Source organism: Bacillus sp. RAR_M1_44 (assembly GCF_020165935.1).
GTDB lineage: Bacteria > Bacillota > Bacilli > Bacillales > Bacillaceae > Bacillus > Bacillus altitudinis.
This window is the reverse complement of sequence record NZ_JAIUKX010000001.1, coordinates 1,528,515-1,541,646: the sequence shown is the minus strand read 5'-3', so window position 1 is coordinate 1,541,646 and position 13,132 is coordinate 1,528,515. Positions and strand designations below refer to the sequence as shown.

Here is a 13,132-nt window from a genome sequence, read left to right as displayed (position 1 = left end):
TATGTCAATTATACTAAATGGTGTAAGGTGGAGCATCTCATGAGTACAGTGAACCATTGTTTATATGCAATCTCCTATACTTGGAAAAAAAGTCGTTCTTATCTTCTTTTAACTTTGTTCATTCAAGTGATCGTTGGTTTTATGCCTTTGGCTAGTGTCTGGATTATTCAAACTTTGATTAATGAAATTATTTTATTTATGACGTCTTCAGGTGACATCCAAAAGGTTTTGTGGTTATTTGGACTGCAAATGGTCATTGTGATTTTAGGATATGGACTTCAATTCATTCTTCAGCTTAGTCAACAGAAAGCGACAAATCTGATTGGTCTGCATTTGAAAGGTGAATTGCTTCAAAAAGCGATAAGACTACCGTTTATTACGTTTGAGCACCCGTCCTTTTACAATGAAAGTCAACGTGTGATGAACAGTCATCAGCATGTTCTCAGTATGGTGAGAAGTATTTTTACAATGATGAGCGCGTTGATTACTGTTGTATCACTTCTTATCTATATGATCGGTATTCATTGGGGCTTAGCGGTCATATTGTTCTTGTTTACCTTGCCTGTATTATGGATTGAACTTTTCTTTGGAGGCGCACGTTATCGATTAAATCGTTTGTTAACGGCTAATGATCGAAGAGAAATGTATGTGTCTGATCTCGTCGCACAGCGAGATTCTTTAAAGGAAGTTCGTTTATATGGAATAGGGAATTATCTTCTTCAAAAGTGGAGAGGACACTACATTAAAAGTGCAGATGAAAAATATAATTTGCTGAAACGCCAAGTGCGCTGGGAGATGGCAGGCGGGTTGCTCATGACATTGGCCTATGTGTGCTGTGGTTTATTGATTGTCTTTCTTATTTTTCAAAAAAAATTAGCAGCGGGTACGTTTGTTGCAGTGCTACAAGCTGTACAAAACATTCAAAGTGGGTTTCAAGATTTAACAAGGGAATGTTCTAGTTTATATGAAACAAGCCTATATGTTGATGAAATGAGAGCTTTTCAAAAGAGAGAAGAGGAAATGCATGAACAGACGGAAGAGGCAGCGTCGCTTGAGGGAATTGAGCATATCCAGTCCATTACATTAGACAATCTCTCTTTTACTTATCCGAATATGAAAAAACCAGCGATTGAGCATATTCATTTTCATATGAATAAAGGTGAGCGAATTGCATTAGTAGGAGATAATGGATCCGGTAAAACCACTTTAATCAAATGTTTAACCGGCTTATACGATCCAGATCAACAGAATATGCACAAAGTCAATGGAGAGGATATTTCCACCATCCATAAAAAGACCTATCATGCGAGAATGGCTGTTCTTTTTCAAGATTTTATGAAGTACGAATTCACTGTGAGAGAAAACATAGGGTTTGGCCGTATTGATGATATAGAAGAGGAAGAGCGGTTGATTTCAGCCGCCCGCCAAGCAGGTATAGAGAAAAGAATTAATCAAATGGAAGACACATATGATGCGCAGCTAGGTCGCTTTTTTGAAGAGGGACATGAATTGTCTGGCGGACAATGGCAAAAGCTTGCGATGGCGAGAACCTTCTTTAGAGAAAGTGATTTTATTATTTTAGATGAACCGACCTCTGCTCTCGATCCGCTGTCGGAGATCTCGCTCATTCGAAAGTTATTCGATCATACGCAGGATCAAGGGGTTTTGTTTATTACACATCGTATGGGAGCGGCCCGCTTAGCAGACCGTATCATCGTCATGAAAGATGGTGCTTTTATTGAAGAGGGCAACCATGATGAACTGATGGCGTTGCACGGAGAGTACAGAAGGCTTTACGAGGCACAATCTCAACTATTTCAACAAAAGGAGATGGTGTAAGGTGAGTGTCTTTTATTTCATAGGCGTCTATTTACTAGGAATCATTTTTGCAGGTGCATGGCTGGATAAAGCAAGGAAACAGAAGGCACATGTTCAGCAGATCAATGCTTATCGGCTGCTGCCGCCTTCTTTCGCGGCACCCATGTTTTATGTGTTTTTGTCGATTGAGTTGGTTTGTACGATTCATTTGTTTATATGGAACATGTCTATCCTGCCTGCAATTGGCCTTACAGCCCTGTTATGTATTTATACTGGAGCGGTTACGTTCAATTTAATTAGGGGGCATCGTGATATTTCGTGCGGTTGTGGAGGGTTACTGGAAAACGATCGCCTGCATTGGGGGATTGTGATTCGTAATCTGCTGATGCTTACTCTTGTGGCAGGGTTATTTTATGTACATCCTAGTGTTGAAATGATTTCATTGCGGTTGAAAATGATTTGTTTTCTCATTGCAGCGGCTGTCTGTTTGATCATAGCGGTCAGCCAAGAAATTGTGCTATTGAAGCGAAAGTGGATCGACTCATTCCAGATTGCAGATGGATCAATTATAGAAGGAGATAAAATGAAATGACAGATATTTTATTAATCATTGTGTTATTAATTGTCATTGCCCAGCTGGCTGTCGTGTTTTTGCTTGCCCGTTTTATCGGGAGATTTATGAATAAAATAAAGTCCCTTGATGGAATTGAATTGAAGGAAGCGGATATTGGTGACCCGGCTCCGTTATTTCGCAGTTATTCGCATGTAGGTGAAAAGGTGATCTTGAAGGAGTATTTGCAAAATGGGCGAGCTGTGATGCTGTTATTTGTGAATTCTACTTGTATGACTTGTAAAAGTATTTTGTCTGATTTGCAGCCTCAAACTTCACATGATGATGCTCATGTGATTGTTATAAATGGAGATGAACAAGCCGATGATGCCTCGCTTCTTCAATTGCTGCCGGAGCAAGCTGTTTATATGCGCTCATCACAAATTATGGAGTTGTATGGAGTAACAGTTGTTCCGCAAGCGCTTCTGATTGATGAACATGGTATCATTCTGAAAAGAAAATCGCTTCAAAATGCGAAGCAATTTGAGCAGTTGGTGCATGCTTCATAAAAAAGCGTCTCTTTCTTCAAGAGACGCTCCAGCGTGTAGACAAACCCTCGCATTCTTTGTCAGTCCTGCGTGCTGGTGCTCACGAATGTGAAATTCGCTCCGCACCAGTACTCGTCCTTCCTAGACTGCAAAGGTTTTCTATCACGATGAAAAGAAGACAAAGGGCTAAAATCAAGTTCATTTTAGCCCTTTGTCAACAATCTAAAGCGTCTCTTTCTTCAAGAGACGCTCCGTTTATAACTCTTTTCCTAAAATATCTAAGTCGTACCGATTGCCGTCCATTTCTGCGATGCGTGGCAAATGTCCCCAAGTCTCAAATCCGTGCTTCTTAAATAATTTGATGCTGGCTTCGTTGTGGCCGAAAATAAAGGCAAGTAACGTTCGGATGCCTAATGAGGGTGCCAATTCGAGCGCCTCTTGTAAGAACAGTGACCCTAAACCTTTTCCTCGATAGTTTTGGTTCAAGTAAATACTCATTTCAACCGTACCGTTGTATGCAGGTCTGCCGTAAAACGTTTCAAAACTGAGCCAGCCGTAGATATTTCCTTCCTCATCTGTTTTCACATAGAGAGGACGTTTCTCTGAATGATTCAAAAACCACTGACGGCGGTCTTCTACTGTAACAGGTTCTGTATCGGCCGTTACTTCTCTTGAAGCAATCGTTGAATTGTAGATATCGACGATTTCTTTGAGGTCATCTTCTGTTGCCATGCGGTTGAAAGTTTTCACCATATGTACCCCCATCTTTTTTCATTCATCATACATATTATTGATGCGATTGCGCAAAATAAAAAGAAAAATGATTTCGTGTGTATATATTTTTTGAAAAGTGTTCAGAATGTTGCTGAGGTGATGAAAAATGAGAGAGGAAGAAAAGAAACGTACTTCCAAAATCACAAAAGTTCAGCAATTTTTCCGTAAGCGCTGGGTATTCCCTGCTATTTACTTGGTCAGCGCAGCGGTCGTGTTAACAGCCGTTCTTTGGTATCAAGCTGTATCGAAAGATGTGAAAGACCAACTATCTGATGGAAATCAAACAGGACAAGAACAGCGTGATGATGCCGTTGAAGTTGGAAAGCCAATTGAAAATGTCGCTATGCCGGTCCAGAATTCTGAGAATGTTTCTGTCGTGAAAAAGTTCTATGAAGCAGATGCTGATCAAAAAGAAAAAGAAGCAGCACTTGTAAACTATAATAACACCTATACCTTAAGCAAAGGTATTGATCTTGCAGATAAAGATGGCAAAGTGTTTGATGTCACAGCTGCTCTTAGTGGAACAGTCGTTCAGGCGAAAAAAGATCCAGTTCTCGGTCACGTTGTTGAAATTGAACATGAAGATGGATTGTCTACTGTTTATCAATCGTTGTCTCAAGTGAGTGTAAAAGAAGGCGATGAAGTAAAGCAGAATGATGTCATCGGTGCTTCTGGTAAGAATCTATATGGTGCTGAAAGCGGCAACCATGTTCACTTTGAAATTCGTATGGAAGGTTTAGCGCTTAATCCACTTAGCTTCATTGATAAGCCTGTTTCTTCCATTGAAAAAGCAGCGCAAGAAGTGACAGAAGAAGCAAAAGAACCTGCTCAGCCAAAAGTTGATGAAAAAACGAAGGAACCTGCTGCTGACGATAAGGCAAAAGAACCGGCTGAAGAAAAATCTGAAGATAAGTCTGATGAGAAGGGGAAATCCTCTGATCAAGAAAAGTCTTCAGATTCCTCTAAAGACCGCAGTCAGTCAGAAGAAACAAAACAATCTTAATACCTTGCAGCCTCTGTGTATATGAATATGCAGAGGTTTTTTTCTGTCTTAAAAAATCCCCCGCACTCGGCGGAGGATGGATTATAAGGCGGCAGGTCCTTCTTCACCTGTCCGAATGTTGATTGTATTTTCTATCTCATATATAAAAATCTTCCCATCCCCTGGTTCTCCTGTACGAAGTACCTTTTGAGCCGTTTCCACGACCTGTTCAACAGGTACTTTGCTTAAGACGATTTCGATCTTTAAACGTTCGTACACATTGCTTTCCTTTTTGACGCCACGGTATAGTTCCGTATGTCCCTTTTGTAATCCGCAGCCGTGCACATTGGAAAAGGTAATCGAGGTGACACCAATCTTTCCAAGCTCCACCTTTAATGTTTCAAAATTAGCTGGACGTGTGACAATCTCCACTTTATACATTTTGCTCATAGAGACACCCCTTTTTCTTTAATCTTGATATGCTTTTTCGCCGTGCATCGTTAAATCAAGACCGACTGATTCTTCTTCTTCAGTTGCGCGAATCTTGAAGAAGATGTTGACGACTTTGATGATCACGTATGTGACAACTGCAACAAAGACGTATGTGGCCACGATGGCGACAACTTGTTTCCAAAGTAAGCTTGGATCGCCGTAAAATAAGCCGTTGGCTCCGCCATCATTGACAGATGTAGTGGCGAAAAGGCCTGTAGCAATGCCTCCCCACGTACCGCCGATTCCGTGCAGACCGAATGCATCCAGTGCATCATCATAGCCGAACTTGGCTTTAAGTGAATAGACGCCCCAGAAACAAACGATTCCGCCGATGATTCCGATGATAATCGAAGCAAATGGTGTGACAAAACCTGCGGCAGGTGTAATCGCTACTAGGCCTGCAATGGCTCCAGAGATTGCACCTAGCATCGTTGGTTTTTTGTTGATCATCCATTCGACTAACAGCCAGCCGATGATTCCTGCAGCAGCTGCTGTATTGGTGTTAATGAAGGCATACATGGCGACACTGTCTAATGTGAGGGCACTTCCTACGTTAAACCCAAACCAGCCAAACCAAATCACAGCTCCGCCAAGAAGTGTGTAGATCAAGTTATGCGGAGAAGAACTTGCCGCTTCTTTTCGCTTCCCGAGAACAATGGCTACGACTAGACCAGCCACACCGGATGATATGTGGACGACGTTTCCACCGGCGAAGTCAAGTGCTCCCATTTCGCCAATCCAGCCGCCACCCCATACCCAGTGTGCGACTGGAGCGTATACAAATGTGACCCAAAGGAGTGTAAACACGACCACCGCTGAGTAACGAATACGTTCAGCGAAGGCACCAGAGATAATGGCTGTTGTGAGGACAGCAAAGGTCATTTGGAACATCATGAACAATGAATGTGGAATCGTATCACTATATGAACCAGGTTCAAAGCCAACGCCTTTTAGTCCAACCCAGTCAAAGCCTCCGATCCATGCATTGCCTGGCGCAAAGGCCAGTGAATAGCCAAATACGATCCAGACGATAGAGACAATGGCTAGTGAGGTTAAGCTGTGCATTGTCGTACTTAACACGTTTTTACTTCTCACAAGTCCTCCGTAGAATAAGGCTAAACCCGGTGTCATTAACCACACGAGTAGTGTGCAGAAGAACATAAATACTGTATCACCCATTTGCATGCTGCATTCCCCCGAATCATTCAGAATTAATAGATTTCTTAATTCTTCATTATAGAGAGAAAAGTCATATATAACATATTCATGTAAGTTTATCTAACATGGTTTTTTGGTCATTATCAATATAAATGGATGAAAAGTTCGTAAAAAATGAGAATAAACGTGTATGAACGACGAAAAATAAAGGGCGTTTGACCTATAAAATCGAACTGAGAAACAATTTGGTTCGCTCCTCTTGAGGAGAATCAAATAATTCTGATGGGGTACCTTGTTCGACGATTCGTCCTTCATGCATATAAACAACTCGGTCAGCTACTTCTTTTGCGAAGCCCATTTCATGAGTGACGATGACCATTGTCATGCCTTCTTTGGCAAGACTTTTCATGGTTTGCAGCACTTCGCCTACAAGCTCTGGGTCCAGCGCAGAAGTGGGCTCGTCAAATAACATGACATCGGGCTTCATGGCGAGAGCTCGTGCGATGGCAACGCGCTGTTTTTGACCGCCTGATAGCTTTGAAGGGTACACTTTTGCTTTATCCGCTAGTCCGACTTTCTCTAATAAGATATTGGCTTCAGTTATCGCTTGTGCTTTCTTTGTTTTTTTCACCATGACCGGTGCTTCGATGATGTTTTCAAGCACGGTTTTGTGCGGGAAGAGATTAAAATGCTGAAACACCATGCCTATTTTCTGCCTCATTTCGTTTAATTGATCTCGTTTTGGATGAACGGGACTGCCATCAATGATGATCTGACCGTCACTTTTTATTTCTAAAAAATTCATACAACGGAGCAAGGTGCTTTTCCCAGAGCCGCTTGCACCAATTAAGACGACGACATCATTTTCATATACAGTGAGATCGATATCTTTTAAGACATGCAGCTCTCCATAGTATTTATTCAGTTTTTCAACACGAATGATTTCTTTTGATTCTGTCATGCTTCTCCTCCTAATGATCACTGACTGAAAGTTTCTTCTCAACGGTTTGCACAGCGAATGTTAACAGCAGGACAAGAACTAAGTAATAGACAGCCACGACAAGTAAGTACGTCATGTTGTCAAAACTGTTGGAACCTTGAGTGGTGGCGATGTTAAAGAGTTCATTGACGCTGATGAAGGCGGCAAGTGATGAATCTTTTAAGCCGATAATAAACTGATTGCCGAGCGGGGGAAGGGCACGCCGCATCGCTTGCGGGAGAATGATACGTCTCATGGTTAGAAATCGCCCCATGCCAAGAGAACGTCCTGCTTCTTTTTGACCTTGATCGATTGATTGAATCGCACCTCTAAATATTTCTGCTATATAGGCACCGTTATGGAAGGCAAGCGCAATAGAGGCTGCCCAAAAGTCGGGTATATTTAATTCTGTCAGCCCAAAATACAGGATAAAAATCTGCACAATGAGTGGTGTCCCGCGTACAAGGAAGATATAGGCATTTGCGATATATCCGAAAACGGCCACGCGGGATATTTTTAGTAAGGCAAAGAAAAGCCCGATGAACATGCCGATGAAAATACTGATGACAGTGAGTTGTAAGGTGAGCAACATTCCTTCTAAGAAAACGCCTCTAGAATCAATCAGCGTTTGAAAAAAATGTGATAAGGTAGGCAAAACAATCATCTCCATTTGAAGAAAGTGCGCCTAGAGAAAGGCGCACAATCGTGGTTTTAATCCTGTTTGACGGTAATATCTTCGTCAAAATACTTTTCGCTAATTTGTCTTAATGTTCCGTCTTTTTTGAGTGCATCAATCGCATCATTGATCTCTTTCATGAGCTCTTTATTGTCTTTAGAGACAGCGATTGCTTGCTCACTTTGCCCGAGTCTTTCTTGTGCTTCAATTTTAAGTTTTTTCTTCATGGCTTCTGCACCTGTGGCAAAATCAGTGACGACCGCATCGTGTTTGCCGTTGGCTAGTGCTTCTAAAGCGACAACATCACTGTCGTAATATTTTGGTTCCTGCCCGCTATGTTCTTTGGCAATATCCGCATAGGACGAACCTTTAGAGACAGCGATTTCTTTGTTTTTTAAGTCATTTGCACTGTGAATGTCTGCGCCGGGTCTTGTGAAGATTTGCGGACCGGAGTAGTAATACGGTTGAGAAAAAAGGACGTGTTTTTTTCGTTCCTCGTTGATGGTATGACTTGCAACGGCCGCATCAAATTTGCCTGCTTTGACGCCTTCGACGATGCCTGCGAATTTATATTTTTTCTGTACAGGCTCGAGGCCCATCTTGTCGCTAATCGCATTGCCGACATCAATATCAAAGCCGGACATCTGGTTTCCATCCATGTAACTGAATGGGTGGAATTCACCTGATGCTGCAAAAATAAATTTCCCATCTTCCAAAATCGGCGACCCTTTCGCTGTAGAATTACGTTTATCTCCGTTCCCATTTGTTTCATTTGAACCGCACGAAGACAGAAGTAATACTGCAACCGAGAAAAGGGCTGGGACCCAAAACCGTCTTTTTTTAATAATAAGCTTCTCCTCCTTTTCAGCCGTTCTCCGTATAAGGAGAAAGTAGGCTTTTAAATATGTGTAGCATCTTACCATTTGTTCCTCATATTCTCAATTTTATATGCGCTTTTCCAACACTTGCCCTTTTTAGAATGTATGTCTTGCTTTTCGGAGAGAGAACTTGAATTGCTAAGGGTAAAAAAGGGAAATGAATCTCATAATAACGAGGAGATAGACAAAGAACGTGTATGTCAAAAGAAGGGGGCGGGTGTATGATCAAATGGAAAGACAACCGGAATGTTTTTTTAACGGCGATTGCTTTTGGCACGATGTTAAATCCACTGAATTCCTCGATGATTTCTTTAGCCTTGCATCAAATTCAGCATGAGTTCGGTTTGTCGTTTACGACGGTATCTTGGCTCATTTCAACCTTTTATTTGGCCAGCGCGGTCACGCAGCCGGTGAGTGGACGAATTGGAGATCATGTGATGAGCCGGAGAACCTTATTTTTATTTGGACTAGTTCTAGTGGCAGTCTCAGCCATTTGTGCGCCGTTTGCCCCGACTTTTGCGGTGCTGATTGTGATCCGGCTTCTTCAGGCGATTGGAAGCAGTGCGATCTATCCTTCAGGTGTTGGACTGATTCGGGATCATGTGAAGGAACGACAAGCTTCTGCTTTAGCGGTATTGTCCATCTTTGCTTCAGCGATGACAGCACTCGGGCCGACACTTGGCGGGTTTTTGATGACGATCGGCAGCTGGCCGGCGATCTTTTTAGTAAATCTGCCATTCATATTGATCAGTTTTTTTCTAGGCTTTTCCTTATTTCCTAAGGAGAAGAAGAAAAAATTGCGTATAGGAGACACTGTCCGAAAGCTTGATTTGCCAGGGATGTTGCTATTTACAGTTTGTATTGTCCTTTTGCTTTCTTTTTTATTATCACTATCTGATGGTATTCAGTATGTACAGGGCATTCTCTGTCTTTTGAGTGCGGGTGCTTTTATATGGTGGGAGCATCAGGTGGATGAGCCATTTATCCAAATTCGGATGTTCAGGCAGGAGAAACGGCTTTCACTTGTGTATGTGCAATTTATCATTTTAAATATTTTCTTCTATTGTCTCTTTTTTGGCTTGCCAAGTTATTTTCAGGATGAATTGGGCTGGCGTGTGGAGATGACGGGTCTCTTTATGCTTTGCATGTCTGGCGTGAGCATTATGGTATCGCCGCTGACTGGCAAGTGGGTAGATCGTGGCGATGAACGGCATCCTGTTTTGGCAAGTGCTGTGCTCATGCTGGCCGGCGCTTCCGCCATGACTTTCTTTTTTATTCCTGCGCCATTCTGGGGGAAAGGACTGGTTCTTGCTTTGCTTGGACTCAGTTACGGGATTGGAAATGTTGCGCTTCAAGCTGCGATGTTAAAAGCCAGTCCTCAACAAATGATTGGCACGACCTCTGGGCTTTTTCAAACATGCAGGTACCTTGGCTCCATTCTGTCATCTGCCGTGCTTGGCATGCTGTTTGGTGAGGAAATTGCAGGTTCTCATTTTGAACAATTAGGCTGGACATTGATCATGATTTCTCTTGTCGGCATTAGCGTCAGCCTTTATTTTTCGAGTATGGTCAGAGGAAAACAAACAATGAAAAGAGCGGCTGGGATAAAGTAGAAGAGGTCTTCCATACTTTATCGCAAGCCGCTTAAGAGTTGGACAGGTCTGATCCTTGGTCCTTTTGCTTCCTTCTGAAAATTTTACCCACAATGTTCTCGTAAAATGTCACGATACGATCAATAGGAGAGTCAAAGAACTTCCATAATTTATTCATGATAAAGACAACCACAATCGATACGATCAAGCTGCCTAATACATCAAATGGATAATGATGACCGACCCAGATGCGGGAGAACCCTGTCAGTAATCCAAAAACAAGCAAAATATTGCCGAGTTTTTTATTACGGGATCGAATGGCTAGTGAAAGAGCCAGTGCGCCTGTTGTGTGGTCACTTGGGAAGGAAGCGTCTGCTGAGTGCGGGATGAGTGTGTCGACTTTGTGCGCCACAAACGGCCGCTCTTCATAATAAAACAGCGTAATGGCAAAATTGACGATGAGTGCCACGATGCCTGTTACACCAGAAAAGAAGACATGCTTCTTAAATTTGTGATTACCTAAAAACCAGCAAATCAATAAGACGAGGGCATATACGAGAATGGCCTTTTTCGTAATGAAAATCATGGCCTGATCTAAAAACTCAGAATGATGAGCCATCCCGTGTATGACTTTAAACAATTCGTAATTCAAAACATCACCTATACTTTCGCTTAACGCCAACTATTTTTCAAAAGACCTATCTGTTCATTTGAAATATCCTATATTTTAGCATGTTTTCAGTGAAGTTTAAAACAGTATCCTATTCTGATAGGGAAACCTTTTGTGCTTTTGCTTCTTGCGGTTTTCGTTCGCTCCAATAAAAAACGCCCATGCTGAGTAACACGACAACGCCAGCAATGAGATATACATTTGAAAAATCTGTGAAGCTGACAAGCAGTCCGAAGACAAAGGATCCAGCGGCAATCCCCGTATCATACAAGGTAAAGAAAGTTGCTGTGGCGTAGCCTGTACGGTGTGCTGGTGAGTGCTGTATCGCAAGTGTTTGTAGACATGGCACCAAAGAGCCGTAGCCAAGGCCGATGACAGCGCCGGATAAAAGAAGCATGGTGGCTGTTTGTGTAGCGGTCAGCATCCATAAACCAATCGCAAAGAGAGCAATAGATGGGTAGATCACAATATGAGGCCCGACTCGGTCAAACAGTCTGCCTGTAAATGGACGTGATCCAAGCATTGCAGCTGCAAAAACAATGAAGAAATAACTGCTTGCACCCATCAGATGAAGTGAATTGGCATAGATTGAAATAAATGAAATGATCGGCGAGTAACAGAAGGAGATAATGATTCCAACTGCTGCCGTTTTTAAAGCGCCTTTTTCAAACAGATGAGAAAAAGTGAATCGAAAGACGACACTTCCGCCATTTTCAGGCTCTGGCTGTCTAATCAGCATCGTGAAAGCTGCACCGATGGAGACGATGATGGAAAAGAGCAGAAATAAAGAATGGAATCCGATTTTTCCTACTTGATTCAGTGCGATAAACGGACCGATGACCACGGCGAGGTTCATCGACATCACAAAGTATCCAAGGCCCTCTCCTCGTTTATGTTTCGGAATCATATCAGCTGCAATGGCACTTGCTACGGTTGTCAAAATGCTGAAGAAGATTCCTTGCACGAAACGCAGCATGAGAAGTGTTTGGAATTGATCAATTGGAATGTATAAATAAGTGAGCAGGGCAAAAGCCGTTGAAGAAAAAATCGCCATGCGTTTCTTGCCGAATTTCTCAATAATGGCCCCTGAAAATGGTCTTGTCACAATTGCTGATAATAAGAAGACCGTCACAAGGAGGCCGCCCTGTGATTCTGTTCCATTTAATTCATCCATTGTGTAAATGGGGAGTAAGGTCAAAAGGGCATAAAAAGAGGTGAATGTAAATAAATTCACCAGGACAATCATGATAAAGTCTTTTGTCCAAATGCGTTCGTTCATGGTGTATGTCACTTCCTATTCAGTTGATAATTTGTGTAGTAGTTTATGGAGGAGCTGTTTTTCTTCGTAGGTAAAATCTGAAAGACATTCTTCTTCAAATTGTTCCATCGTCTGTTTGATTTCTTTAAACTTTGTTTTTGCATCGTCTGTCATGACGATGAGATTCTCACGTTTGTCTTTTCCTTGGACTCGTTTCACCCAGCCGTTTGCTTCTAGACGTGTCACGGTTCTTGTAATCGTCGGTGCTTCGACGTTCAAATAGGTCCAAATGTCTTTTTGCGTTTTAGGGCCGAATGTATCCAAACAAAAAAGTACAGTCCACTGGGACATGTACAAGTCATAAGCAGCAAGCGCTTCGTTCGCTTTTTTAGACAGCAGCCGCGCGCTTTGATGTATTTGATGTAAACACTCTCTGTTTAACGTATCCATAGGCTCACCTTTATTCATTATTTATCTAGGTAAATAAAATCACCTTTCCTATTTTACGTGTTACACCGATGCTTGTAAAGTGAAAATTTTCGGCACTCGAAATGATTTTTTGTTTTGTCTTTTCTGATAAATCCCTTGTCCCATCTTCATTTTTAGCATATTCCCTATGCAATGCTAATACACTGTTACAAACCTGACAAAGAGAGTGTTTGAGGTGAGGGATCGTGTTTGGCATTTACTACCTAATGGATGAGAAATTAAGACGAACAAGCGCCGCTGAAAATGGATAATATTGATACGGATCTCA

At 42.0% G+C, this 13,132-nt stretch carries 14 protein-coding genes; 5 read left to right on the top strand and 9 right to left on the bottom strand.

Annotation, left to right across the window (positions count from 1 at the left end; genetic code table 11):
- Nucleotides 1-39 precede the first annotated feature (39 nt).
- Genes LCD34_RS08250 through LCD34_RS08240 form a run of 3 tightly spaced genes read left to right on the top strand, consistent with a single transcriptional unit; the run spans nt 40 to nt 2,937 of the window.
- The gene (locus tag LCD34_RS08250; RefSeq protein WP_146270878.1) at nt 40-1,839 is read left to right on the top strand and encodes an ABC transporter ATP-binding protein; all 1,800 of its coding nucleotides are present in this window, start codon (nt 40-42) and stop codon (nt 1,837-1,839) included.
- Between the two features lies 1 nt (nt 1,840).
- A complete protein-coding gene (locus tag LCD34_RS08245; RefSeq protein ID WP_224558778.1) occupies nt 1,841-2,410 on the top strand; it encodes a MauE/DoxX family redox-associated membrane protein in 570 nt (189 codons plus the stop codon).
- Nucleotides 2,407-2,937, top strand: coding sequence for a TlpA family protein disulfide reductase (locus LCD34_RS08240; protein ID WP_039165310.1), 531 nt, complete (start codon nt 2,407-2,409; stop codon nt 2,935-2,937). The genes LCD34_RS08245 and LCD34_RS08240 overlap by 4 nt, the downstream gene beginning before the upstream one ends.
- A 234-nt stretch (nt 2,938-3,171) precedes the next feature.
- Here LCD34_RS08240 and LCD34_RS08235 read toward each other — a convergent pair whose 3' ends face one another.
- Complete coding sequence (locus LCD34_RS08235) at nt 3,172-3,669, bottom strand: GNAT family N-acetyltransferase (protein WP_008343345.1); 498 nt, start codon at nt 3,667-3,669, stop codon at nt 3,172-3,174.
- Between the two features lie 127 nt (nt 3,670-3,796).
- Between LCD34_RS08235 and LCD34_RS08230 the strand changes: the two genes are divergently transcribed.
- Entirely contained in the window at nt 3,797-4,693 is an 897-nt protein-coding gene (locus LCD34_RS08230; RefSeq protein WP_039165313.1) for a peptidoglycan DD-metalloendopeptidase family protein, read from the top strand.
- An 81-nt stretch (nt 4,694-4,774) separates the two neighbouring features.
- Here the strand turns inward: LCD34_RS08230 and LCD34_RS08225 are convergent, their stop codons facing one another.
- From LCD34_RS08225 to LCD34_RS08205, 5 genes are all read right to left on the bottom strand, one after another.
- Nucleotides 4,775-5,122, bottom strand: a complete 348-nt coding sequence (locus LCD34_RS08225) for a P-II family nitrogen regulator (RefSeq protein ID WP_007497589.1) — start codon at nt 5,120-5,122, stop codon at nt 4,775-4,777.
- A gap of 18 nt (nt 5,123-5,140) precedes the next feature.
- Nucleotides 5,141-6,349 (bottom strand): ammonium transporter, encoded by a 1,209-nt coding sequence (locus LCD34_RS08220; protein ID WP_041091425.1) that lies wholly within the window; start codon nt 6,347-6,349, stop codon nt 5,141-5,143.
- Nucleotides 6,350-6,542: 193 nt separating this feature from the next.
- Nucleotides 6,543-7,283: an amino acid ABC transporter ATP-binding protein gene (locus LCD34_RS08215; RefSeq protein WP_263490660.1), complete on the bottom strand. Its 741-nt coding sequence runs from the start codon at nt 7,281-7,283 to the stop codon at nt 6,543-6,545.
- 10 nt (nt 7,284-7,293) lie between these two features.
- A complete protein-coding gene (locus tag LCD34_RS08210; RefSeq protein WP_007497584.1) occupies nt 7,294-7,971 on the bottom strand; it encodes an amino acid ABC transporter permease in 678 nt (225 codons plus the stop codon).
- A gap of 41 nt (nt 7,972-8,012) precedes the next feature.
- Nucleotides 8,013-8,900: a transporter substrate-binding domain-containing protein gene (locus tag LCD34_RS08205; protein WP_076821251.1), complete on the bottom strand. Its 888-nt coding sequence runs from the start codon at nt 8,898-8,900 to the stop codon at nt 8,013-8,015.
- 176 nt (nt 8,901-9,076) lie between these two features.
- On the opposite strand from LCD34_RS08205, the gene LCD34_RS08200 reads away from it, so the two are divergent.
- Nucleotides 9,077-10,468 carry an MFS transporter gene (locus tag LCD34_RS08200; protein ID WP_136944604.1) on the top strand — a complete coding sequence of 464 codons (1,392 nt, stop codon included), beginning with the start codon at nt 9,077-9,079 and terminating at the stop codon, nt 10,466-10,468.
- A 31-nt stretch (nt 10,469-10,499) separates the two neighbouring features.
- Here the strand turns inward: LCD34_RS08200 and LCD34_RS08195 are convergent, their stop codons facing one another.
- From LCD34_RS08195 to LCD34_RS08185, 3 genes are all read right to left on the bottom strand, one after another.
- A complete protein-coding gene (locus LCD34_RS08195; protein WP_008343330.1) occupies nt 10,500-11,099 on the bottom strand; it encodes an undecaprenyl-diphosphatase in 600 nt (199 codons plus the stop codon).
- Nucleotides 11,100-11,208: 109 nt separating this feature from the next.
- On the bottom strand, nt 11,209-12,396 hold the full coding sequence (locus LCD34_RS08190) for an MFS transporter (protein ID WP_224558777.1): 1,188 nt from the start codon (nt 12,394-12,396) through the stop codon (nt 11,209-11,211).
- Between the two features lie 15 nt (nt 12,397-12,411).
- Nucleotides 12,412-12,825, bottom strand: coding sequence for a MarR family winged helix-turn-helix transcriptional regulator (locus LCD34_RS08185; RefSeq protein ID WP_224558776.1), 414 nt, complete (start codon nt 12,823-12,825; stop codon nt 12,412-12,414).
- Between the last annotated feature and the right edge of the window lie 307 nt (nt 12,826-13,132).

Bases quoted from the DNA above. Each gene is read 5' to 3' on its own strand.
- LCD34_RS08215 (WP_263490660.1), bottom strand. From the start codon at position 7,283: ATGACAGAATCAAAAGAAATCATTCGTGTTGAAAAACTGAATAAATAC.
- LCD34_RS08185 (WP_224558776.1), bottom strand. From the start codon at position 12,825: ATGGATACGTTAAACAGAGAGTGTTTACATCAAATACATCAAAGCGCG.
- LCD34_RS08220 (WP_041091425.1), bottom strand. From the start codon at position 6,349: ATGCAAATGGGTGATACAGTATTTATGTTCTTCTGCACACTACTCGTG.
- LCD34_RS08200 (WP_136944604.1), top strand. From the start codon at position 9,077: ATGATCAAATGGAAAGACAACCGGAATGTTTTTTTAACGGCGATTGCT.
- LCD34_RS08230 (WP_039165313.1), top strand. From the start codon at position 3,797: ATGAGAGAGGAAGAAAAGAAACGTACTTCCAAAATCACAAAAGTTCAG.
- LCD34_RS08190 (WP_224558777.1), bottom strand. From the start codon at position 12,396: ATGAACGAACGCATTTGGACAAAAGACTTTATCATGATTGTCCTGGTG.
- LCD34_RS08240 (WP_039165310.1), top strand. From the start codon at position 2,407: ATGACAGATATTTTATTAATCATTGTGTTATTAATTGTCATTGCCCAG.
- LCD34_RS08225 (WP_007497589.1), bottom strand. From the start codon at position 5,122: ATGAGCAAAATGTATAAAGTGGAGATTGTCACACGTCCAGCTAATTTT.
- LCD34_RS08205 (WP_076821251.1), bottom strand. From the start codon at position 8,900: ATGGTAAGATGCTACACATATTTAAAAGCCTACTTTCTCCTTATACGG.
- LCD34_RS08210 (WP_007497584.1), bottom strand. From the start codon at position 7,971: ATGGAGATGATTGTTTTGCCTACCTTATCACATTTTTTTCAAACGCTG.
- LCD34_RS08250 (WP_146270878.1), top strand. From the start codon at position 40: ATGAGTACAGTGAACCATTGTTTATATGCAATCTCCTATACTTGGAAA.
- LCD34_RS08235 (WP_008343345.1), bottom strand. From the start codon at position 3,669: ATGGTGAAAACTTTCAACCGCATGGCAACAGAAGATGACCTCAAAGAA.